We start from the raw sequence: 22,003 nt of genomic DNA on the forward strand, positions 1-22,003 counted from the left end.
CGGCTGGGTCAGCCGGCGAAGAACTCGGGACCGCCGTCCGGCAGCGCCGGTGCTTCGCCGATCGCCGCGGCCCGCCGGGCGAACTCACGCAGCCCGGCCACCTGCCGCTCGCCGAGGGAGAAGTCGAGGGTACGGAAGTACGTGGCGAGGGTCGCCGCGTCGAACGGCTCCCAGCGGGCGGCCGCCTCGGCCACCTGGTCCAGCTCGGCCAGGCACAGGTCACGGGAGCGCAGGAACGCCTCGTGCACCTCCTTGACCATGCCCGGATGGGCGGCGGCGAAGTCGCGGCGTACCGCCCAGACGGCGAAGACCATCGGCAGTCCGGTCCACTCCCGCCAGGCCTGCCCGAGGTCGGTGACCGCCAGGCCACGACGCGGGGCCTCGTAGAGTGCGCGCAGCGCCACGTCGCCGATGAGCACGCCCGCGTCCGCCTCCAGCAGCATCTGGGTCAGGTCCGGCGGGCAGCGGAAGTACTCGGGGCGGACGCCGTACCGCTCGCCGAGCAGGAGCTGGGCGAGGAGCACCCCGGTACGCGAGGTGGAGCCGAGCGCGACCCGGCCGCCGTCCAACTCGGTGAGCGGCTTGGTGGAGACCACGTTGACCGAGAGCACCGGCCCGTCGCTGCCGACCGCGAGGTCGGGCAGGAGCAGCAGCTCGTCGGCGTGCCGCAGGTACTCCACCTGCGAGATCGGCCCGATGTCCAGGTCGCCGGCGACCAGCGCGGCGCTCAGCCGGTCCGGCGAGTCCTTGTGCAGGTCGACGTCGAGCAGCGCGCCGGAGCGCATCAGCCCCCAGTAGATGGGCAGACAGTTCAGGAACTGGATGTGCCCGACCCGGGGGCGCGCCACGCGTTCAACCATGACCCGACCGTAGCCCCGTGCTCCTCGGCCTGCTCAGCGGCCCGGTACCGGAGTGGCCAACTCCGCATTCACCGCCCGTCCACCGGGCTCGGCCACCGCTGCCGGCTCGACCGGGCCGACGGCCGGTCCCGCGCGCCGGACGGCGCGGACGACCACGGGCACGAACGCCAGCACGACCAGCAGGCCGGCGACCCCGGCCACCGCGATCAACGGGCGCGGCGGCAGCACCGCCAGCAGCGCGCCGCCGGCCAGGTACCCGGCCATCGAACCGCCCTGGACCGCCGCGCCGTAGGTGGCGTAGGCCCGGGCCCGCAGCGCCTCGGGGGCCCGCCGGGCGGTCAGCACGTTGGCGAAGACGTTCTCCCCACCGTTCGCCGCGCCGCCCACCAGCCAGAGCGGGACCAGCAGTCCGGCCGCCGGCACGGCGGAGGCGAGCACCACCATCAGGCTACAGCCGCCGAGGGTGGCCAGCACCCCGTAGACCAGGGCGCCGTCGTCGGTGAGCCGGCGGGCCAGCCGCGCGGCGAGCCAGCTGCCCGGCAGCATGCCGGCCATCCAGGCCGCGCCGACCAGGCCGTAGATGGTGGCCGAGCTGTCCAGCGTGTCGCGGATGAAGAACACCTCGATCACGTTGATGCCGCCGATCGCGGCGATCACCGCGGCCGTGGTGACGACCATGGCCAGCAGCAGCGGGTCCCGGCGCAGCCGCCAGGCCGGCGCCGGTCCGGTCGTGGTCGCGGCCGTGGCGGTCGCGGTCCGCCGGCCACCCCGGCGGGTACGCAGCAGCAGGCCGGCGACCACCAGCGCGAGGTAGCTGACGGCGTCCAGCAGCAGCGGTACGCGGGTGCCGAACTGCCCGACCAGCAGCCCGGCGAGCACCGGGCCGGCGAGCGCGCCGAGTGAGACGGCGGTCTGGTTGACCGCGCTGGCCCGGGGCAGGTCGTCGGAACGCACCATCGCCGGCAGCAGCGCGGCCAGGCAGGGCTGGGTGACCGCGAGCCCGCAGGCGAGCAGCGCGACCAGCCCGATGACCAGGACCGGATGCTCGGCGAACGCGAGCAGGGCGCAGAGCCCGGCCTGCACCAGCCCGACGGTGACCAGCAGCCGGCGGCTGTCCACCCGGTCGGCGAGCCGCCCGGCGAGCGGGGCGAGCACCACCAGCGGCAGGGTCGCGGCCAGCAGCAGCCCGGAGACGGCGAGCCCGCTGGCGCCGGCGGCCTGGAGGGCGAGTGCGAGCGCGGTGGCGGCGAGGAAGTCGCCGCAGATGGTGGTGCCCCGCGCGGTGGCGGCCAGCCAGACGTCGGACCACCGAGAACCGCCAGATGTGAAGTACATACTTCGAAAATAATCCTTCACACCTGATCGACACAACCCCCTACGCCAACGGCACCACCTTGTACTGCACCGCCACCGACCGCGCACCGGCCGGCGGATCGGCCTGCCGGTTCCGCTGCCGGTACGGCCGGAGCAGGGCCAGCACCGCCTCGTTCAGCTCGGCCAACTCGGCGGCGGTGAGCAGCAGCAGGCTGTCGTTGAACAGCGCCACGTCGTACCACTCGGGAGGCTCGTCCCCGGCGCGTCGCAACCAGTCCCGGGTCCGCTCCATGTCCCGGGCGGCGTGCGCCTCCACCAGCGCCTGCTCGGCGGCGCGGGCCTCGGGGCCCGCGTCCTGGCCCGGGTCGACGAACCAGCTCTGGCTGACGGTGCGCCAGAGCCGCTCCCGCGCGTCGCCCCGGCTGGGCGCCTGCTCCACCAGGCCGGCCTTCGCCAGCGCCCGCAGGTGGTAGCTGGTCGCGCTCGGCGACATGCCGACGACCTCGGCGCACTCGGTGGCGGTCGCGCCGCCCTCCCGGGTGCTCAGGTGTTCCATGATCGCGATTCGGGCCGGATGGGCCAGCGCCCGCATCACCTGCGGGTCACTGATCGTCATCCGGCGCTGCTCGGGCCGCGCCTCCGTCATCCCCCCATGATCCCGCCCCGCCGCCCGGCGGGACCAGCACCGGTCCGTCCCGCCCGACACGGCCTGCCGCTCCACGCCCCTGCCGACGCCCGCACCCACCGGCTGGGTCCTCACAGCATGCTGTGGACCTGATGTCGCAAACGACTCACCGGACCGGGTGCCGTCACGACTGTCGCCCGCCCTGTGCGATGCCCGGGTCGTGCCGAGCCGGGGCTGAATCGTTTGCGACATCAGCTCCACAGCGACGTGTAGAGCATCGCAACCTCCCGAGGGCCGGGCTGGCGCCCGGCTCCCGACGCCGGCCAGTAGCTCGGGCGCAGGCGCCGGACCGGCGAGGGCGGCAGGTGCGACCGGGGGTCGGCGTAAATGCGTGGCCGCCGTCGAGGGCGGGGCGTAACGTGGAGCGCCGCGCGCGGACCGCGCGCCTTCCTCACCGGGCACAGCCGGTACCGCGTCTGACGGAGCGCCGGGCGGCCCAGGTCAACCGATCACACGAACGCCACCGGAAGGTCGCCTCGGATGACCCGTGCCGCCACGCCCACCACCGACCCCGTCCGACCCTCCGCCGCCGCCGACACCGACCCGGCCGACACCCTGGACGCGCAGCTCGCCGCCGAGCGGGCCCACCTGGACACCTCCCGCGCCGCGCTGCGCCGGATGCGCGAACGCGCCGAGGCCCTCTTCGCCACCGGCGACAAGGTCGCCGGGGACGCCTACACCGCCGAGCAGCTCGGCCGGCACATGGCCCGGCGGGTCAAGGAGCTGGCCGACGACCCGAGCACCCCGCTCTTCTTCGGCCGGCTCGACTTCGGCCACACGGATCCTGACCATGCCGGACGGGAGTACCACGTCGGCCGGCGGCACGTCACCGACGAGCGGGGCGAGCCGCTGGTGCTGGACTGGCGGGCCCCGGTCTCCCGGTCGTTCTACCGGGCCAGCGCCCGGGACCCGCAGGGCGTCGCCGTCCGGCGGCGGTTCGGGTTCAGCGGCGGCGCGCTGACCAGCTTCGAGGACGAACACCTCGACCGGGGCGAGGAACTGGGCACGGCCAGCCGGATCCTCACCGCCGAGATCGAGCGCCCGCGCGTCGGCCCGATGCGCGACATCGTCGCCACCATCCAGCCTGAGCAGGACGAACTGGTCCGGGCCGACCTGGCCGACTCGATCTGCGTGCAGGGCGCGCCGGGCACCGGCAAGACGGCTGTCGGGCTGCACCGGGCCGCGTACCTGCTCTACCTGCACCGGGAGCGGCTGCGCCGCTCGGGAGTGCTGATCGTCGGGCCGAACCGGGCGTTCCTGTCGTACATCGCGGCGGTGCTGCCGGCGCTCGGCGAGGTCGAGGTCGAGCAGGCCACGGTCGAGGACCTGGTCACCCGGGTGCCGGTGACCGCGGTCGACCACCCCGCCGTGGCCACGCTGAAACACGACGTCCGGATGGCCGCGGTGCTGCGCCGGGCCGTCGACGCGCACATCGGCGCGCCGACCGAGCCGATCATGGTGTCCGACGGCTCGTTCCGCTGGCGGATCGGCCTCGACCCGCTGCACCGGGTGGTCGAGGAGACCCACCGGGAGGGCCTGCCGTACGCCACCGGCCGCGACCGCGTCCGGGCCCGGGTGGTGGGGCTGCTGCAACGCCAGGCCGAGGCGCGCCGGGCCGAGTCACCCAGCGACGCCTGGCTGCGCCGGATGGCCAAGGCCCGGCCGGTCACCGCCTTCCTGGACGCGGTCTGGCCGGCGCTCACCCCGGAGGGGCTGGTGCACACGCTGCTCGGCGACCCGCAGGCGCTCGCCGCCGCCGCCGACGGGCTGCTCACGGCGGCGGAGCAGGCGCTGTTGAACGGCACCGACACCACCGCGCGGACCGGGACGAGGCTCGGGCGCACCCCGAAGGCGACGAAGTGGACCGCTGCCGACGCGGTGCTGATCGACGAGGCCGCCGGCCTGATCGAACGGCCCGCCGGCTTCGGGCACGTGGTGGTCGACGAGGCGCAGGACCTCTCCCCCATGCAGTGCCGGGCCATCGCCCGGCGCAGCGAGCACGGCTCGATCACCCTCCTCGGCGACCTGGCCCAGGGCACCGCCCCGTGGGCGGCCACCGACTGGCGGGAGTCCCTGGCCCACCTGGGCAAGCCGGACGCGGCGGTGGTGCCGCTGAGCGTCGGCTTCCGGGTGCCGGCGGCGGTGGTCGCGTTCGCCAACCGGCTGCTGCCCGCGCTCGCCGTCGACGTACCCCCGGCGCGGTCGCTGCGCCGCGACGGCGGGCTGGACGTGCGTACCGTGACCGACCTGGACGCGGCGACCGTGGCCGAGGTGCGGGCGGCGCTCGCGCACGACGGTTCCGTCGGCGTGATCGCCGCCGACGACGCGGTGGACCGGCTCCGCGCAGCGCTGGCCGCCGCCGGTGTCCCGACCGCCACCGCCGACGACGTCGAGACCGCGGCGCGGGTCACCGTCGTCCCCGCGACGCTGGTCAAGGGCCTGGAGTACGACCACGTCGTGGTCGTCGAGCCGGCCGCGATCGTCGCCGCCGAACCGCGTGGCCTGCACCGCCTCTACGTGGTGCTGACCCGGGCGGTGTCCCGGCTGGCCGTGCTGCACACCGCGCCGCTGCCCGCCCCGCTCACCGACCCGGCCGACTGAGGGTCGCCGGTACGGCTGACCTTTCGTCCGTTTCCTGCGCACCCGACGGCGGGACGGTGCCAGGATGCCGGCAGGGCGTGCCGTCGACGGCCGCCACCGGCGGAGAGGGGCCATCGTGAGCGGCGTCGAGCCCGGCACGCCCTGCTGGGCCGACCTGGCCACCCCCGACCTGGAGGACGCGAAGCGCTTCTACCCCGAGCTGTTCGGCTGGACCGGCCGGGTCTCGCCGCAGCCCGAGGCGGGCGGCTACACGACCTTCCTCAAGGACGGCCGGGCGGTGGCGGGCGCCGGACCGCCCGCCACCCCGGACCAGGTGCCGATCTGGTCCACGTACGTGGCCACCGATGACGCCGACCTGGCCGCCACCCGCGTCGAGCGGGCGGGCGGGCAGGTGCTGGTCGCCCCGTTCGCCGTCTTCGACCAGGGCCGGATGGGAGTCTTCGCGGACCCGGCCGGCGCGGTGTTCAGCGTCTGGCAGCCGATGGCGATGAGGGGTGCGGAGCTGTTCAACGTCCCCGGCGCGATGTGCTGGAACGAGCTGGTCACCCCGGACCCGGAGGGTGCGAAGGCCTTCTACGAGCTGGTCTTCGGCTGGCACCCGGAGGACGAGCCGATGGATCCGGTCCCCTACACCGGCTGGCGGTGCGGGGCGCGGATCGTGGCCGGGATGATGCCGCCGCTCGGCGACGACTTCCCCGCCGACATGCCGGCCTACTGGTCGGTCTACTTCGCGGTGGCGGACACCGACGCGACCGCCGCCCGGGCCGCCGCGACCGGCGGCACCATCCTCGTCCCGCCCCGGGACATCCCCCAGGGCCGCCTGGCCGCCCTCCGCGACCCGCAGGGCGCCCTCTTCTCCGTCATCACCCTCCCCTGAGCGCGCTGCCGGCGATCCGGCACGCCTGGTCGAGGCCCGAGACCGTCCCGCGACGGCGCGGGGGTCAGTGGGGGCGGATCGGCACCACCAGCGGGCCGTGATCGCCGTCGATGACGCGCACGTGGGCGCGGTAGTACGTGGCGAGGAGTTCCTGGGTGAGCACCTCGCGGGGCGGACCCGCGGCGACCACCCGGCCGTCGGCGAGCAGCACCAGCCGGTCGGCGTACTCGCCGGCGACGGAGAGGTCGTGCATGGTGGCGAAGACGGTCAGCCCGTGCGCCCGCCGCAACTGGTCGACCAGCTCCAGCACCTCCTGCTGGTGGCCGATGTCCAGCGCGCTGGTCGGCTCGTCCAGCAGCAGCAGGGTGGCGCCCTGGGCGAGCGCCCGGGCCAGGAAGACCCGCTGCCGCTCACCGCCGGAGAGGGTGGCCAGCTCCCGGCCGTGGAACGCGGCCAGATCCAGCCGGTCCAGCACCTCCCACACGGCGGCCAGGTCGGCGGCGGACTCCCGCCCCAGCGGCGCGATGTACGGGGTGCGGCCGAGCAGGACGTAGTCGAGCACCGACATCCCGGCCGGCACCACCGGGGACTGGGCGACGGTGGCCACCACCCGGGCCCGCTCCCGGGGGCGCAGCGCGCGCAGCGGCGTACCGAAGAGGGAGACGGCGTGCGGCGCGGGCAGCAGGCCGCCGACGGCGCGCAGCAGGGTCGACTTGCCGGCGCCGTTCGGGCCGATCACGGTGACCCACTCGCCGGCCGCGACGGTCAGGTCGACCCCGGCGAGGATGGGCGCGCCGCCCAGCCGCACGTGCAGGTCGCGCACCTCGACCGCGGGCGTCACGACAGCACCCGCCGGGAGGTACGCAGCACCAGGACGAAGAACGGACCGCCGAGCAGGGCGGTGACCACGCCGATCGGGATCTCGGCCGGGGCGGCGACGGTGCGGGCCACCACGTCGGTCAGCGCCAGGAACGCGCCGCCGAAGAGCATGGACAGCGGCAGGATGACCCGGTAGCTGGACCCGGCGAGCAGCCGCACGGTGTGCGGGACGATGATCCCGACGAAGCCGATCAGCCCGGAGGCGGACACCGCAGCCGCGGTGCCGAGCGAGGCGGCGGCGATCAGCAGGTAGCGGGAGCGCTGCGGGTGCAGCCCGAGGCTGGCCGCCTCGTCGTCGCCGAGCGACAGCACGTCCAGCTCGCGACGGTGCAGCAGCACCACGACCGCGGTGAGCGCGAAGTACGGCAGGACCAGCAGCACGTCGTGCCAGCCGGCGGTGGCGAGCCGGCCGAGCAGCCAGGAGTAGACCAGCTGGATGCTGTCCGAGTGCCGTTGCAGCAGGTACGTCTGCCCGGCCGAGAGGAACGCCGAGACCGCCACCCCGGCCAGGATCAGCGTCGCCGGGGACCGGCCGCGCGCGCCGGCCACGCCGAGCACGTACGTCATCGCCACCGCGCCGAGCGAGCCGACGAACGCGGCCAGCGGCACGGTCAGCGACAGTCCGGTCAGCGCCGCACCGGCCGCACCGAGGGAGATCACCGCGGTGACCGCCAGCCCGGCGCCGGCCGCCACGCCCAGCAGGTACGGATCGGCCAGCGGGTTACGGAACACCCCCTGGTACGCGCCGCCGGCCAGCGCGAGCAGCGCGCCGACCAGCAGGCCGAGCACCACCCGGGGCAGCCGCAGCTCGGTGACGATGGCGATCTCACCGCCGGTCAGGCCGCTGTCCAGGTGCACCCCGGGCAGCAGGTTGAGCAGTTCGGCGGCGACGCTGCCGGGCGGCAGGCTGACCGGGCCGAGCGACACCCCGGCGACGACGGCGACCAGCACCGCGGCCAGCCCGGCGGCCAGCCAGCGCCGGCGCAGCCCGGCGGGCCTGGCCGTACCGGCGGTCGCCGGTCCGGCGACCGGCGGCGCGACGGACGGACGGCCGGGACCCGACGCCGAGGCCGGGCCGTCCGACCCGGGGCCGGCGGGGTGGCGGGACGCGGGCACGCCGGTCGGCCGGGACGCGTCGGGCGTCCCGGCCGATCGGGGTTGCGTGGGTCGCACGGTCACCGGCGGCGAACGGTCACGCCGGCACCTTGGCGACCGCGTCGACGACCGTGCGGAGCTGGTCGACCACCCGCGGGCCCCAGCGCGAGGCGATGTCGTCGTCGAGGACGACCACCTGGTTGTTCTTGACGGCGGTGAGGCCGGCCCAGCCGCTGCGGGCCTTGACCGTCTCCGGGGTCTGCTGGCAGCACTTGGTGTCGGCCAGGAAGACGAAGTCCGGGTCGGCCTTGACGATCACTTCCTGGGAGAGCTGCGGGTAGCCCCCGTTCTTGCCGTCGGCGTCCGAGGCGTCGGCGATGTTCTCCAGGCCGGCGAGGGAGTAGATCGAGCCGATGAAGGTCTTGCTGGTCGCGGTGTAGAGCTCCGGGCCCAGCTCGTGGTAGTAGGTCAGCTTCTCCGACCGCTGCGGCAGGTCCTTGACCAGCTTGGCGATGTCGTCCTTCATCCGCTTGGTGACGTCGTCGGCCTCGGCCGGGTGACCGGTCAGCGCGCCCAGGTCGGTGATCTGCCGGTAGGAGTCGTCCAGGGTGGCCGCCGCCGGGGTGAGCAGCACCGGGATCTTCAGCGTGGTGAGCTGGTCGACGATCTTGTTGGTGTCGTTGGAGAGCACCACCAGGTCGGGCGTCTTGGCCGCGATCGCCTCGGCGTTGGGCTGGAAGCCGGACAGGTCGCTCTTCGGCGCCTCCGGCGGGTAGTTCGAATTGTCGTCGACGGCGGTGACCTGCTTGCCGGCGCCGATGGCGAAGAGCATCTCGGTCACGCTCGGCGACAGCGAGACGATCTTCTCGGGGCGCTTCTCCAGCGTCAGCTTGCCCACCGTGACGGGAAAGCTGGCCGCCGCGCTGCTGCTGCCGGCGGCGGGGGTGTCGTTCGAGGTCTTCTCGGCGCAGGCGCCGAGGGTCAGTGCGGCCACCGCGAGGGTCGCGGCGAGCAGCCGGGGGGTACGTCCGGACATTTGTCCTCCTGTCGGTCGAGGAGCGTGGTGCTTCGCCGACAGGAACCTGGGTGCCCGCCCGCGAGGCGCCCTTCCTCGAGAGCGCGTGTCGCGACCACCGACGCAGGCGACCTGGCTCGTCCCCGCGCGGGGCGGGGCATCACAGTTGCGGGACAGCGCCGGTTTCGCACCGGCTTCGCTGCGGTTGGTCGGAGCCACGGTAGCGCACGACCAGCGGAGATCGTCCGGACGGGAGGGGTGGGTGGGGTCCCGTCGGGGGCGGAACGGGACCCCACCCGGCTGTCAGGAGCTGGTGATGGTGACGTTGTCCACAGCCGCCTCGACCAGGCTCGCGCCGGAGGCGTCCGCCGCCTCCACCACGATCCGCACCGACTGCCCGGCGTACGGCGTCAGGTTGAGGTTCGCCACCGCCCAGGCGGCGTCCCGGTCGGTGGCCGCGCCCGCCTGGTTGAGCAGGGTGGTGGTGCCGCCGTTGTGCACCACGCTGACCCGCAGGTAGTCCGCCGACGAGGCGTTCGACCCGTGCGCCAGGTACCAGGCCAGCGAGAGGGTGAGCGTGCCGGTGGCCGGGAGGGTCACCGCCGGGGACCGGGCGCTGGTCACCCCGCCGTCGACGTCGTGGTCACCCGCCGCGGTGCCGGCGAGCCGGCCGGTGACCAGGTCGTTGGCGCCGGCGTACGGGACGAGCTGCTTGGCCCCGGAGGAGTTGGTCGCCTGGGCGGCGCCCCGCTCCCAGACCCCGGTGGTGGCGGTGTCCGTGCCGGCCGGGTTGGTGGTCCAGCCGGTGGCCGTCTCGAAGGTGTCCGCCCAGACCGTGGTGCCGCCACCGCCGCCGCAGTACTGGGACTGCTTGCCGATCGCCCGGTACGGGCAGTCGGCGTACTCGGAGAGCAGCAGCACGGCCTCGCGGTTGCGGGAGGTCTGCGCGGGGATCACCTCGTCCGGCGGGTAGAAGCCGCCGCCGGTGGCCGAGCCCGGGTACATCTCGAAGGTGTACGCCCAGATGCCGTGCGCGCCCCACATCCAGTCGATGCTGGTGCCGTCGGCGATGTAGAGGTCGCTGGACTGTTCCGGGGTGTAGCCGTTGGTGTTCGCCATCTGCTGGCCGATGGTGGCGAAGGTGTTGTACTGGTCGGCGCCCATCCCGGTGGGGGTGTTCGCGGTGGTGTAGCCGAACGGCCAGAGCACCAGCTGCGAGTAGGTGTGGAAGTCGATGTTGGCCTTGATCTGCTGCGTCCCGCCGACCACCCGGCTGTTGACGAAGTTGCGCAGCGCGCTGGTCTCCGGGGCGGAGAAGGCGGACGGGCCGCGGTAGGTGTCCGACGAGGTGGTGCCGGACGAGCCGCCGCAGCAGCCCCACTGGTACGACCAGTTCCGGTTCAGGTCGGTGCCGACGGCGGTGGAGCCGCTGTTGGGCTGCCGGTTCTTCCGCCAGGAGCGGTACGAGCCGGTGGCGATGTCGTACTCGCTACCGTCGGGGTTGACCGTCGGGACGATCCAGAGCTCCCGGGAGTTGACGATGTTGGTGATCCGGGAGTCGCTGCCGTAGCTGTCGGTGAAGAGGTTGAGCAGGTAGATCGCCATCTCGACGGTCAGGTGCTCCCGGGCGTGCTGCTGGGCGTTGAAGAGGATCTCCGGTTCGTTCTCGTCGGTGCCGACGTTGTCGGAGATCTTCACCGCCATCAGGTCGCGGCCCTCGTACGACGTACCGATGCTGATCTTGCGGGCGATGGCCGGGTGGTCCGCGACCGCCTGGTTCACGACGGCGGTCAGCTCGGCGTAGTCGTGGTAGTTGGAGTCGGCCGGCGGGAAGGCGAGGGTGCCGGCCTCGTCGTGGGAATGCGTCGACGCGGGCTCGGACTCCAGCCGGAAGCCCAGCCGGGTGATCGCCGCCGCCTCGGCCCGGGTGGCCGAGACGTGCAGGATGCCGTGCTCGGAGTAGTCGATCGCCGCGCCGGTGCGGGCGACGGCGTTCCGGTCGGCGAGGGTGCGTGGTCCGAGCACCCGGTAGCCGGCGGCGGCCGGTTCCGGGTCCGGGGCGGGGCGGGCGGAGACCGGCCCGGCGGCGACGGTGACGAGGCCGAGCCCGACGGCGACGGCCAGCGCCAGCCGGCGGCGGAGTGGGGACATGCGGAGGGCCATGGACAACCTCCTCGGGGTACGGGAGATCCCGTTGTCCGCACACTTCACCAGGAGCCACATGGTCATATCAACATTCATCACTGCCATGGTCCATCCCGGCCGGATCCTCCTGCCGGCAATAATTTTCTACCCCTGGATACCTGGCGGAACTTCCCTCCGAGCGGGACAGTGAACGGCAACGATTCCCCACCTCGCGGAGTTGCCATGGCCAGCACATCCCTGCGCGCCCTCGCCCTCGCCGGCGTCGCCGCGCTCACCCTCCTCGGCACCGCCGTCCCGACCCAGGCCGATCCGGTCACCGCCCTCGTCCACGACGAGCAGATCACCTGGCAGGACTGGACCAGCGACACCGACTGGGCGACCGGCGACGCCGCCGGCACGGTGGTCACCCCCACCGGGCTCAGCCTCGGCACCCCGGTCGGCACCACCGTCTACAAGGACCCGCACGACAAGAGCAAGCGGAGCTGGGCGTACGGCACCTGGACGTCACCGGTGACCCAGGTCGGCTTCGACGCCACCGAACTGGTCACCTCCTGGAACGCCGACACCCCGGCCGGCACCTGGATCCAGGTCGAGCTCCAGGGCACCTACACCACCGGCACCCAGACCCCCTGGTACGTGATGGGGCGCTGGGCCTCCGGCGACGCCGACATCAAGCGGACCACCGTCGACAAGCAGGGCGACAAGATCTCGAGCATCTGGACCGACACCTTCGCCATCGACGACGCCGCCGCCGGGGTGCTGCTGCGGGCGTACCAGCTGCGACTGACCCTCTACCGGGACCCGGCGGGCACCGCGTCGCCGGTGGTCCGCACGGTCGGCGCGATGAGCTCGCACGTGCCCGACCGGTTCACCGTCACGCCGAGCGCCGGCGGCATCGCCTGGGGCACCGAGCTGGCCGTACCGCGCTACTCGCAGAACATCCACTCCGGCCACTACCCGGAGTACGACGGAGGCGGCGAGGCCTGGTGCTCCCCCACCTCGACCGAGATGGTCGTCGAGTACTGGGGCCGCAGGCCCTCGGCGGCCGACACGTCCTGGGTGGACCCGACGTACCCGGACCCGACGGTCAACCACGCCGCCCGGATGACCTACGACTACCAGTACGACGGCGCCGGCAACTGGCCCTTCAACACCGCGTACGCGGCCAGCTTCCCGGGCCTGGAGGGGCGGGTGACCCGGCTGCACTCGCTGGACGAGCTGGAGCGCTTCATCGCCGCAGGCATCCCCGTGGTGACCAGCCAGTCCTTCCTCGCCAGCGAGCTGGACGGGGCGGGCTACGGCACCTCCGGGCACCTGATGGTGGTGGTCGGCTTCACCGCCGACGGCGACGTCATCGCCAACGACCCCGCCTCGTCCAGCAACGAGGCGGTCCGGAACGTCTACCAGCGGGAGCAGTTCGAGCAGATCTGGCTGCGGACGAAGCGGACCACCGCCAGCGGCGGCACCGGCAGCGGCTCCGGCGGCATCGCCTACCTGATCAAGCCGACCGACGTGCCGTGGCCCGTTGTCGCGGGGTCCACCAACTGGTGACAGCCGGCACCGACGCGACGAGCCCGGCACGAGTTCCGTGCCGGGCTCGTCGGTGGGGCTTGTTCGGTAGGGGCTCGCCCGGTCAGGGCGGGCCGTCAGGATTCCTGGCCCTGGCTCAGCGCGACGGGGCGAACGTGGTGGGCGGAGCGGACGTCTCGTCGGCGGCCCGCCGGCGGCGGACCGTGCGGACCAGGATGACCACCCAGGCCACCGCGGCGACCACCCCGGCCAGGGTCAGCCCCGTGGCCAGCAGGTACGTCGATCCGCCCGTGGTGGAGAAGACGCCCTTGCGGGCGCCCGTGTCGCGCGCCTCGGCCGTGCCGCCCTTGGCCAGGCTGTCCGGCGCGTCGTAGAGGATGACGTCGGTGCGCCCGGCAGAGCCGTCCGTGGCCACGAAGTCCCCGTGCCACTCACAGTTACGCCGTGAGCATTCCTCGCTCACGGCCGTGAAGGTTCCCGCCGTACCACTGCCGCCCTTGGCCTGCCAGGCCGGCACGAGGTCGGTGGCGCCCATCATCAGCCCGATGGCGGCGATGACCGGCAGCCCGATCCAGACGAAAACCTTCGTCCGCCACCCGTTGATCTTGTCCATGGCGGCAGACCCTAGCCGGGCCGCCCCGGTTTCGCTGCCCCGTCGCCGGCTATCCCTCGCGATGCGGATCCGCCTGGTCCGGCTCGTCGTCGCCGGCCAGCGCCGACCGGAGCCGCTCCTTCTCGGCGCGCCGCCGCTCGGCCGCGGCGGCCATCTCCTCGGCCATCTCGTCCCGCCAGCCCCGCAGCAGGAAGAACGAGGCGGCGGCGGAGAACGCCAGCGCCAGGATCAGCTTCAGGAAGATGTCCATGTCGACCGGCCAGAGGGCCAGCACGACCACCACGAACAGCCCGATCCGGCCCAGCGTGTACTTGACCGCCGCGCTCACGTTTCCACTCCGTTCTCCGCCGCCGGGGTGACCCGGGTCGGGTTCAGCCCGTGCGTCGGGCCAGCCAGTGCACGCCATGGAACCAGAGCACCGCGTACACCAGGGTGAACGCGAGGGCGGCCAGGCCGCCGGTGAGCAGCGGCGCCAGGCCGCCCGCCACCCCGGCGACCAGCAGCCCGCCGACCACCGCGACCACGGCGGCGACCAGCGCCGCCACCACCCGGGCCGCGCCGAACTCCCAGGCCCGGAAGTCGTCCCAGTACAGCCACGCCGGCAGGATCACCGCCAGCCAGCCGTTGGTGCGCCCGAACTCCCCCGCGCCGATCGACGCGAAGGCCCAGTCGAACAGCACCAGCGCCAGCATCCCGATGACCCACCCGGCCAGGCTGACCCCGAGCAGGTCGCCCAGGGTGAGGACGCGCCCCTCGGCGTCCCGCCGGGGGAATCCGCTCCGCTGCTCGGTCATGGTGCTACGAGGATACGGCCGGATCAGGCCCAGACCTGCTGGGGCTCGGAACGCCGCTCGGCCAGCGACGGGGCCTTGTCGTACTCCCGGACCACGTTGTAGCGGGTGTCCCGCTCGACGGGCTGGAAGCCGGCGTCCCAGATCAGGTGCAGCAGGTCGTCCCGGTGCATCGTGTTCGGGGTGCCGTACGAGTCGGCGTCGTGGGTGATCTTGTATTCCACGACCGAGCCGTCCAGGTCGTCCACCCCGAAGTTGAGCGACAGTTGGGCCACCGAGAGACCGTGCATCACCCAGAAGCACTTCACGTGCGGCACGTTGTCGAAGAGCAGCCGGGAGACCGCGAAGGTCTTCAGCGACTCGGCCGGCGACGCCATCGTGGTGCGGGCCTGGATCCGGTTACGGATCTTGCCGTCCGCCGAGTCGACGAAGTCGTGCTGGTAGCGCAGCGGGATGAAGACCGCGAAGCCGCCGGTCTCGTCCTGCAGCTCGCGCAGGCGCAGCACGTGGTCGACCCGGTGCCGGGGCTCCTCGATGTGGCCGTAGAGCATGGTCGACGGGGTCTTCATGCCCTTCGAGTGGGCCAGCCGGTGGATCCGCGACCAGTCCTCCCAGTGGCACTCGTGGTCCACGATGTGCTGCCGGACCTCCCAGTCGAAGATCTCGGCGCCACCACCGGTCAGCGACTCCAGGCCGGCGTCCATCAGCTCGTCGAGGATCTCGTCGGCGCTCAGCCCGCTGATCTTCTCGAACCACTGCACCTCGGTGGCGGTGAAGCACTTGAGCTTGACGTTCGGCAGCGCCGCCTTCAGCTCGCGCAGCACCTTCGGGTAGTAGCGCCACGGCAGGGTCGGGTGCAGGCCGTTGACGATGTGCAGCTCGGTGAGCTGCTCGTCCTCCATCTCCTTGGCCTTGCGTACGGCCTCGTCGATGCGCATCGTGTACGCGTCCTTCTCGCCCGGCTTGCGCTGGAACGAGCAGTACGCGCAGGAGGCGGAGCAGACGTTGGTCAGGTTGAGGTGCCGGTTGACGTTGAACATCACCCGGTCGCCGTTGAGCTCGGTACGGCGGTGGTGGGCCAGCCGCCCCAGCCAGGCCAGGTCGTCGCTGTCGTAGAGCGCGATCCCGTCCTCCCGGGTCAGCCGCTCACCGGCGTACACCTTCGCTTCGAGCTCGCGCTTGAGTCCGGCGTCCATCGAAAGCCACGTCCCTTCCACCTGTGTCCCGGTCGAGCCTACGTCGGGCCCCCGACGAGCCGGCGACACGGGCACCGCCAGCGACCTACCTCACCGGACTCTCAGGTACCCGTGACCGGGCGACGCATCGACATCGCTGCCTCGGTGCGGTAAGACAGGGTGGGGCGCGACACACACTGGTAGCGTCCCGGTCGCCGCGCCCACCGTGCGCGGCACGAGCGCGCCGGACGGGGAGCGGAATGGTCGACAGCGGGCACGGGCGACGGCAGCGACGACGCAGGAGCCCGGTGATCTCGCCGGTGCTGCGTCCCGCGCTCTGGTCGGCCCTGCTCGGCGCCGTCGCCGCGATGGCCCTGGCCACCCCCGCGTACGCCGAACCGGCGCTGCCCAACGCCGTTCCCGACACCGGCTCCCGCCCGGTGGCCACCGGCGGCCTGCGCCTGCCCGGTGCCGCCCCGGGCCTGTCCGGCGGCGTGACCGGCCTGCCCACCGGCGGGCCGACCCTGCCGGTCGGCGGGGTCGTCACCAGCCCGCTGCTGGCCCAGATCACCGCCCTCGAGACGCAGAACGGCCAGCTCGGCGACCAACTGCTCGGGCTCCGCCAGCAGCGCGACGACGCCCGAACGCAGCTCACCGCCGCCGAGGGTGAGCTGGCCCGGGCCCGCGACGCCCTGGCCGCCGCCCAGCAGCGCGCCGACTCCGTGGCCGCCGACGCCTTCAAGGCCGCCGCCGCCCTGCCGCCCGGCGAGATCGCCGAGGACCTCCAGGGGTTGAGCCGGCTGTCGCGGATCTCCCGCGGCGAGCAGTCCGAGGGCACCACCACCGCCGCCGCCGGCGAGCTGTCCCGCACCCGCACCGCCGAGCAGGTCGCCACCCAGGCGGTCGCCTCCGCACAGGACCGGGTCCGCCGGGCGGAGGAGCAGTTCACCGCGGTGGAGAAGGCGCTGCGGGAGAACGAGCGGAAGCTGGTCAAGCTCCGCGCGGACAACCAGGCCCAGCTGATCGAGCTGGAGCGGCAGCAGGAGGCCGCCGAGCAGAAGCTGGGTGCCGCGTACGTCGAGGGGCAGAGCACGACCGGCCTGATCGCCAACCCGCAGGCCCTGGCCGCGGTCCGGTACGCGCTGGCGCAGCTCGGCGACCCGTACCTCTGGTCGGCCGAGGGGCCGGACCGGTTCGACTGCTCCGGTCTGATGTGGGCGGCGTACCGCTCGGCCGGCTACTACGACCTGCCCCGCGTCTCCCGGGACCAGTACTACGCCACCCGGGCCCGCTCGGTGGACCGCAGCGCCCTGCTCCCCGGCGACCTGCTCTTCTTCGCCTCGGGTAGCAGTTGGACGACCATCCACCACGTCGGCATGTACATCGGCGGCGGCAAGATGGTGCAGGCACCGTCCACCGGCGACGTCGTCAAGATCTCCACGGTCCGGTGGTCCGGCCTGTACGCCGCCACCCGGGTCGTCGGGGCGGTACCCGCGCCGACCACCCCGGCACCGCCCGTCACGCCCACCACGCCGGCCCCCAAGCCGACGGGATCGACGTCGCCGAAGCCGACCACCCCGGCGCCGAACCCTTCGCCCACCTCCACGAAGGTGCCCACCCGGCCGCCGACCACGCCGCCGACCACGCCGCCGGCGTCGCCGTCGCCGTCGCAGAGCCCGTCGCCGTCGCAGAGCCCGTCGCCGTCGCCGACCCCGTCGGAGTCGAGCGCGCCGAGCCCGACGACCAGCAGCGCGGCGCCGAGCACCGCGCCGAGCAGCCTGGCCCCGGAGAGCAGCGCCCCGGCGTCGACGTCGGCCTCGGCCTCGGCGAGCACCGGCGCCTGACCGACGCCACCCGGCCGACACCCCGCCCGGTACGCGCTCCGGCTGTGCCGGCGGGTAGGAATGTGGCACCGTGACATCCAGGCACACCCGGCCCGGTGTCAGGGGTGCGGGTGCGAGCGCGGCGCGGAGGGCGAGCATGGGCGAGCGACAGATTCCGGCGGAGACCGTCGACCGGGGATCCGTGCCCGAACCGGCCGCCTCGACCGGCGCCGCCCCGACCGGACGCTCCGCGGTCGACCGGCCGCGGGCGGACGTCGCGCCGAGCACACCCGACGCCGCCCCGGCCGCACCCGATGCCTCGCCGGCCGCGTCCGCGTCCGACGCCGGGCCGGCAGCGGACCGCTCGGGCGCGAGCGCGGACCTGCCGCCGGCCGTGTCCCCGCCGTCGTCGTCCGCCGCGCCCGCCCGCGCCCGGGCCAGCGTCGCCACCGTGACCGCGCCACCGCAGGACGAAGACCTGCCGGGGCCGCCGGCCGCCGGCACCACCTACCGGGCCGGCGCGCCGGAGAGCGCCCGGGCCGGCGGGGAGAGCGCCCCCGACCGGGCCGAGGATTCCGGCTGGGCACGCGTCCCGACCGGCGCCGCGCCCGTGGTGGGCGCCGCGCCGGTACCCGGGCAGCGCGGCGCTGGCTCGACGCCGGGCACCCGGGCCAGCGCCTCCGTGCCGGGGCCGAGCCGGATCTCGGCCGAGGAGGCCACCGCCGGTGCGGCCGACGCGGCCGCCCGGTCCGGTGGCGGAGCCCCCACGGTCTACCGGTCGACGCCGGTCAACCCGGAACCGCCCGAGCCCGCCCAGCCCCCGGAACCGGCCCAGCCGCCCACCCCGCCGACGCCCGAGCCGGAGCCCGCACCGACCCCGGAACCGCCCAGGCCGGCGCCCGCGCCCACGCCCGCCCCGCCCGCGCCGACGCCGACCCCGGAACCGCCGGTGCCCGGGCCGTTCCCCCCGCCGGTGCCCCCGCTGCCGCGCCCGACCCCGCCCCCTCCGCGCCCGACCCCGCCGGGACCGGTCCCGCCCGTGCCCGGCCCGCCGGTACCCCCGCCCGGGCCGGCGGTCCCCCCGCCGCCGCCCCCGCCGGGCCCGATGCCGGCCCCGCCGTTCCCGCCGCCGCCGGCCGTACCGGGGGCGGGCACGCCGGTCTCCGCCCCGCCGCCGTTCCGGGCCGCCGCCCAGGTCTCCGCGCCACCCGCCCGGGCCGCCGCGCCCGTCTCGGCCCCGCCGGCGGCGCCGGTCCGGCCGGCCTCGGCCCCCGTCGCGCGCCCCGACTGGGGTACGCCGGCCGCCGGCGTCGCCAGCCGGCCCGGTACGCCCTACCGGGGCGGCCCGGACCTGGCCAGCACCGTCTACGGCGGCACCGAGGGGCCCGGCTTCGCCACGGTCTCCTTCCCGGCCGGCAACCCGCTGGAGAACTCCGGCTCGCTGACCGGGCACATCCTGGCCCAGGGCTGGGCCGACACGCCCGCCGAACGGTCCCGTACCACCCGGGTGGTGGTCGTCCTGGCCGCCTCGCTGGGGCTGCTGGTGGCGATCAGCGTGCTGGTCGTCCTGCTCGCCAACGACGCCATGGACGGGCTGGTGGGCAGCATCCTGAATAAGTGACCGAGGGCGGTTCGGGCCACGGCGTCCGGTCCGTGGAGGTACCCGGGGCGAGGGTGAGCCCGCCCACTACCCCCTCGCGATCGACTGGCGGCGTGGCCGGACCGCCGTACACTTGTGGAGATCACTGACCCGGCGCGCCTGGTGCGCGCCCATGGGCGATCTTGCGGGCGATTCGGCGGCGTGCAGCCGCAGCGGGCCATCGCGAAGATGCGCCCCGCTCGAAAGGCATTTCTTGACCACCTTCGCTGACCACGGCACCACTCCGTCCGTCCTCGACCCGACCGTCGGGGACACCCCCGCCGCCGACGTCGACTTCGCCGACCTCGGCCTGCCCCGGCCGCTGGTCGAGGCGCTCGCCCGACAGGGCATCACCACCCCGTTCGAGATCCAGCGGGCCACCATGCCCGACGCGCTCGCCGGCCGGGACGTGCTCGGCCGGGGCCAGACCGGCTCCGGCAAGACCCTCGCCTTCGGGCTGCCGCTGATCGCCCGGCTCGCCGACCGCAACCGGGCCCGTCCGCTGCACCCCCGGGCCCTGGTGCTGGTCCCCACCCGGGAACTCGCCATGCAGGTCAACGACGCCCTGATGCCGCTCGGCAAGGCCGTCGGCATCTTCCTCAAGACCGCCGTCGGCGGCGTGCCGTACGACCGGCAGATCGACGCGTTGCGCCGTGGCGTGGAGATCGTCGTGGCCACCCCGGGCCGGCTCGGCGACCTGATCAACCGGGGCGTGTGCCACCTGGACGACGTCGAGGTGACCGTCCTCGACGAGGCCGACCAGATGGCCGACATGGGCTTCCTGCCCGAGGTGACCGAGCTGCTGGCGAAGACGCCGGCGGGCGGCCAGCGGCTGCTCTTCTCGGCCACTCTGGACGGTGACGTGGACTCGCTGGTCAAGCGGTTCATGACCGACCCGGTGACCCACTCGACCGCCCCGTCGACCGCGTCGGTGTCCACCATGGACCACCACATGCTGCTGATCCCGCCGCACGACAAGTTCGCGGTGGCGGCGTCCATCGCGGCCCGGGACGGCCGGACCATGCTCTTCGCGCGAACCCAGCTCGGAGTCGACCGGCTGGTCGAGCAGCTCGCCGCGGTCGGCGTACGGGCCGGTGGCCTGCACGGTGGCAAGACCCAGCGGATGCGTACCAAGACGCTGGCCGAGTTCCGCGAGGGCCGGATGAACGTCCTGGTCGCCACGGACGTGGCCGCCCGGGGCATCCACGTCGACGGGGTCTCGCTGGTGCTGCACATCGACCCGCCGAAGGACCCGAAGGACTACCTGCACCGCGCGGGCCGTACCGCCCGGGCCGGCGAGTCCGGCGCGGTGGCGACGCTGGTGCTGCCCAAGCAGCGCCGCACCACGCTGGCGATGATGGAGAAGGCCGGCGTCGCGCCGGCCGAGACCCGGGTCCGCGTCGGCGACCCGGCCCTGGCCGAACTGACCGGTGCCCGCGAGCCCAGCGGCGTCCCGGTCCGCGAGGAGCCGGAGCCGCGCCGCGCCGGCGGGCAGCGCCGCTACGGCGACCGGCCGACCGGCGAGCGCCGCTACGGCGACCGGCCGACCGGCGAGCGCCGCTACGGCGACCGGCCGACCGGCGAGCGCCGCTACGGCGACCGGCCGACCGGCGAGCGCCGCTACGGCGACCGGCCGACCGGCGAGCGCCGCTACGGCGACCGGCCGACCGGCGAGCGCCGGTTCGGCGACCGGGACGGGCGCGGCGAGCGCTTCGGCGAGCGCCGCTTCGACCGTCCGGCGGGCGAGCGTTCCTTCGGCGACCGGGGCCAGCGCGGCTTCGACAGCCGGAGCGACCGCCCCACGGGCGAGCGTTCCTTCGGCGACCGGGGTGACCGGGGCTACGCCGACCGCTCCCAGGGCGAGCGGCGCTACGGCGACCGCGACGGGCGCGGCGAGCGCTTCGGTGAGCGGCGCTTCGACGGCCGGAGCGACCGCCCGGCGGGCGAGCGTTCCTTCGGCGACCGGGGCGACCGGGGCGACCGGCCGACCGGCGACCGCTCGTTCGGCGACCGGGGCCAGCGCGGCTTCGGCGACCGCACCGAACGGCCGGCCGGCGAGCACCGCTACGGCGACCGCGGCGAGCGCTTCGGCGACCGGCCGCAGGGCGAGCGGCGCTTCGGCGGCGAGCAGCGCGGCACCGAGCGCCGGGGCGGGTTCCGCCCCGAGGGCCGGGGCGACGACCGGCCGCGCGACGACCGGCGTGGCTTCGGCGGCCGGCCGCCGGCGCGTACCCACTGATCCGTCCGACCACCCGGAACGCCGTCGCGGAGCTCGCGCTCCGCGGCGGCGTTTCCGCATGCGCTGCCGGGGTCGGCCGGCTGGCGTAGCGTCCGAATCATGCCGAGGTCACTCTTCTGGAGCCGGACGGACATCGCCGGTGCCGAGCACGCCGTCCTCGACGACGGCCCCGGGTTCGTCGCGCACGGCACCCAGGTTGCCGTGGACCCGATCCCCTGGACGTGCCGCTACCAGCTGGCCGCCGACGCGGACGGCGCCACCAGGTCGCTGGAGGTGACGGCCGAGGGGGCGGGCTGGTCGCGGCGGGTGCGGCTGGAGCGCGGCGCGGACGGCTGGCGGGTGACCACCGCCGAGCAGGGCGACCTCGACGCGGCACTGCGGGCCGCCGGGCAGCCGCCGGCCGGGCTGCCGGGCGCCGACGACCCGGACCGGCTGTACGACGCCCTCGACGTCGACCTGAGCGGGTCGCCGCTCTTCAACGCCCTGCCGGTCCGGCGGCTGGGGCTGACCGGGGCGACGCCGGACCTCCCGCACACGGTCACCGTGGCGTGGGTGCTGGCGCCGAGCCTGGAGGTGGTCCCCGCCGAGCAGGTCTACACCCCGCTCGGGCCGGGACGGGTCCGGTTCGCCAGCGACGGCTTCCGGGCCGAGCTGACCCTCGACGCCGACGGCCTGGTGCGGCACTATCCCGGGCTGGCCGAGCGGGTCGACGCCCGCTGAGC

Annotated in this window: 18 protein-coding genes and 1 riboswitch; of the genes, 7 read left to right on the plus strand and 11 right to left on the minus strand. The window is 74.5% G+C overall.

Annotated features, from left to right (window positions below; all coding sequences use genetic code 11):
- Positions 1–8 precede the first annotated feature (8 nt).
- Genes V6U89_RS12635 through V6U89_RS12645 form a run of 3 tightly spaced genes read right to left on the minus strand, consistent with a single transcriptional unit; the run spans position 9 to position 2,820 of the window.
- Complete coding sequence (locus tag V6U89_RS12635) at positions 9–860, minus strand: menaquinone biosynthetic enzyme MqnA/MqnD family protein (RefSeq protein ID WP_334571120.1); 852 nt, start codon at positions 858–860, stop codon at positions 9–11.
- Positions 861–893: 33 nt separating this feature from the next.
- On the minus strand, positions 894–2,195 hold the full coding sequence (locus tag V6U89_RS12640) for an MFS transporter (protein WP_334571121.1): 1,302 nt from the start codon (positions 2,193–2,195) through the stop codon (positions 894–896).
- Positions 2,196–2,235: 40 nt separating this feature from the next.
- Positions 2,236–2,820 (minus strand): ArsR/SmtB family transcription factor, encoded by a 585-nt coding sequence (locus V6U89_RS12645; RefSeq protein ID WP_334571123.1) that lies wholly within the window; start codon positions 2,818–2,820, stop codon positions 2,236–2,238.
- A gap of 519 nt (positions 2,821–3,339) precedes the next feature.
- Here V6U89_RS12645 and V6U89_RS12650 point away from each other — a divergent pair.
- Together V6U89_RS12650 and V6U89_RS12655 are read left to right on the plus strand one after the other, a co-directional pair.
- Positions 3,340–5,460, plus strand: coding sequence for a HelD family protein (locus V6U89_RS12650; protein ID WP_334571124.1), 2,121 nt, complete (start codon positions 3,340–3,342; stop codon positions 5,458–5,460).
- Between the two features lie 115 nt (positions 5,461–5,575).
- A complete protein-coding gene (locus V6U89_RS12655; protein ID WP_334571125.1) occupies positions 5,576–6,337 on the plus strand; it encodes a VOC family protein in 762 nt (253 codons plus the stop codon).
- Positions 6,338–6,401: 64 nt separating this feature from the next.
- On the opposite strand, the gene V6U89_RS12660 is transcribed toward V6U89_RS12655, so the two are convergent.
- From V6U89_RS12660 to V6U89_RS12675, 4 genes are all read right to left on the minus strand, one after another.
- Positions 6,402–7,178, minus strand: coding sequence for an ABC transporter ATP-binding protein (locus V6U89_RS12660; protein WP_334571126.1), 777 nt, complete (start codon positions 7,176–7,178; stop codon positions 6,402–6,404).
- Positions 7,175–8,203: a FecCD family ABC transporter permease gene (locus V6U89_RS12665; protein ID WP_334571224.1), complete on the minus strand. Its 1,029-nt coding sequence runs from the start codon at positions 8,201–8,203 to the stop codon at positions 7,175–7,177. Before V6U89_RS12665 ends, V6U89_RS12660 begins: the two co-directional genes overlap by 4 nt.
- A 205-nt stretch (positions 8,204–8,408) precedes the next feature.
- Complete coding sequence (locus tag V6U89_RS12670) at positions 8,409–9,347, minus strand: ABC transporter substrate-binding protein (protein ID WP_334571127.1); 939 nt, start codon at positions 9,345–9,347, stop codon at positions 8,409–8,411.
- A 110-nt stretch (positions 9,348–9,457) separates the two neighbouring features.
- A riboswitch (cobalamin riboswitch) is annotated at positions 9,458–9,521 on the minus strand.
- A 108-nt stretch (positions 9,522–9,629) separates the two neighbouring features.
- A complete protein-coding gene (locus V6U89_RS12675; protein ID WP_334571129.1) occupies positions 9,630–11,489 on the minus strand; it encodes a M14 family metallopeptidase in 1,860 nt (619 codons plus the stop codon).
- A gap of 204 nt (positions 11,490–11,693) precedes the next feature.
- Between V6U89_RS12675 and V6U89_RS12680 the strand changes: the two genes are divergently transcribed.
- Complete coding sequence (locus V6U89_RS12680; RefSeq protein WP_334571130.1) at positions 11,694–13,022, plus strand: peptidase C39 family protein; 1,329 nt, start codon at positions 11,694–11,696, stop codon at positions 13,020–13,022.
- Between the two features lie 115 nt (positions 13,023–13,137).
- On the opposite strand, the gene V6U89_RS12685 is transcribed toward V6U89_RS12680, so the two are convergent.
- Genes V6U89_RS12685 through mqnE form a run of 4 tightly spaced genes read right to left on the minus strand, consistent with a single transcriptional unit; the run spans position 13,138 to position 15,601 of the window.
- Complete coding sequence (locus V6U89_RS12685) at positions 13,138–13,614, minus strand: hypothetical protein (protein WP_334571131.1); 477 nt, start codon at positions 13,612–13,614, stop codon at positions 13,138–13,140.
- Between the two features lie 49 nt (positions 13,615–13,663).
- Positions 13,664–13,942 carry a DUF4229 domain-containing protein gene (locus V6U89_RS12690; protein WP_334571132.1) on the minus strand — a complete coding sequence of 93 codons (279 nt, stop codon included), beginning with the start codon at positions 13,940–13,942 and terminating at the stop codon, positions 13,664–13,666.
- Positions 13,943–13,985: 43 nt separating this feature from the next.
- Positions 13,986–14,408 (minus strand): hypothetical protein, encoded by a 423-nt coding sequence (locus V6U89_RS12695; protein WP_334571133.1) that lies wholly within the window; start codon positions 14,406–14,408, stop codon positions 13,986–13,988.
- 23 nt (positions 14,409–14,431) lie between these two features.
- Positions 14,432–15,601, minus strand: coding sequence for an aminofutalosine synthase MqnE (gene mqnE, locus V6U89_RS12700; protein ID WP_334452096.1), 1,170 nt, complete (start codon positions 15,599–15,601; stop codon positions 14,432–14,434).
- A gap of 239 nt (positions 15,602–15,840) precedes the next feature.
- Here mqnE and V6U89_RS12705 point away from each other — a divergent pair, with 239 nt between their 5' ends.
- The 4 genes from V6U89_RS12705 (at position 15,841) to V6U89_RS12720 (ending at position 22,001) form a co-directional block, all read left to right on the plus strand.
- Positions 15,841–17,424 (plus strand): NlpC/P60 family protein, encoded by a 1,584-nt coding sequence (locus tag V6U89_RS12705; RefSeq protein WP_334571134.1) that lies wholly within the window; start codon positions 15,841–15,843, stop codon positions 17,422–17,424.
- A gap of 136 nt (positions 17,425–17,560) precedes the next feature.
- Entirely contained in the window at positions 17,561–19,024 is a 1,464-nt protein-coding gene (locus V6U89_RS12710) for a hypothetical protein (RefSeq protein WP_334571135.1), read from the plus strand.
- Positions 19,025–19,256: 232 nt separating this feature from the next.
- A complete protein-coding gene (locus V6U89_RS12715; protein ID WP_334571136.1) occupies positions 19,257–21,281 on the plus strand; it encodes a DEAD/DEAH box helicase in 2,025 nt (674 codons plus the stop codon).
- Between the two features lie 99 nt (positions 21,282–21,380).
- Positions 21,381–22,001, plus strand: a complete 621-nt coding sequence (locus V6U89_RS12720) for a putative glycolipid-binding domain-containing protein (RefSeq protein WP_334571137.1) — start codon at positions 21,381–21,383, stop codon at positions 21,999–22,001.
- Positions 22,002–22,003 lie beyond the last annotated feature (2 nt).

The organism is Micromonospora sp. CPCC 206171 (genome assembly GCF_036906755.1).
GTDB classification, from domain to species: domain Bacteria; phylum Actinomycetota; class Actinomycetes; order Mycobacteriales; family Micromonosporaceae; genus Micromonospora; species Micromonospora purpureochromogenes.

Coding starts and splice junctions, on each gene's coding strand:
- V6U89_RS12645 (WP_334571123.1), bottom strand. CDS start 2,820: ATGACGGAGGCGCGGCCCGAGCAGCGCCGGATGACGATCAGTGACCCG.
- V6U89_RS12635 (WP_334571120.1), bottom strand. CDS start 860: ATGGTTGAACGCGTGGCGCGCCCCCGGGTCGGGCACATCCAGTTCCTG.
- V6U89_RS12670 (WP_334571127.1), bottom strand. CDS start 9,347: ATGTCCGGACGTACCCCCCGGCTGCTCGCCGCGACCCTCGCGGTGGCC.
- V6U89_RS12695 (WP_334571133.1), bottom strand. CDS start 14,408: ATGACCGAGCAGCGGAGCGGATTCCCCCGGCGGGACGCCGAGGGGCGC.
- V6U89_RS12650 (WP_334571124.1), top strand. CDS start 3,340: ATGACCCGTGCCGCCACGCCCACCACCGACCCCGTCCGACCCTCCGCC.
- V6U89_RS12710 (WP_334571135.1), top strand. CDS start 17,561: ATGGGCGAGCGACAGATTCCGGCGGAGACCGTCGACCGGGGATCCGTG.
- V6U89_RS12675 (WP_334571129.1), bottom strand. CDS start 11,489: ATGGCCCTCCGCATGTCCCCACTCCGCCGCCGGCTGGCGCTGGCCGTC.
- V6U89_RS12685 (WP_334571131.1), bottom strand. CDS start 13,614: ATGGACAAGATCAACGGGTGGCGGACGAAGGTTTTCGTCTGGATCGGG.
- V6U89_RS12640 (WP_334571121.1), bottom strand. CDS start 2,195: ATGTACTTCACATCTGGCGGTTCTCGGTGGTCCGACGTCTGGCTGGCC.
- V6U89_RS12705 (WP_334571134.1), top strand. CDS start 15,841: ATGGTCGACAGCGGGCACGGGCGACGGCAGCGACGACGCAGGAGCCCG.
- mqnE (WP_334452096.1), bottom strand. CDS start 15,601: ATGGACGCCGGACTCAAGCGCGAGCTCGAAGCGAAGGTGTACGCCGGT.
- V6U89_RS12720 (WP_334571137.1), top strand. CDS start 21,381: ATGCCGAGGTCACTCTTCTGGAGCCGGACGGACATCGCCGGTGCCGAG.
- V6U89_RS12680 (WP_334571130.1), top strand. CDS start 11,694: ATGGCCAGCACATCCCTGCGCGCCCTCGCCCTCGCCGGCGTCGCCGCG.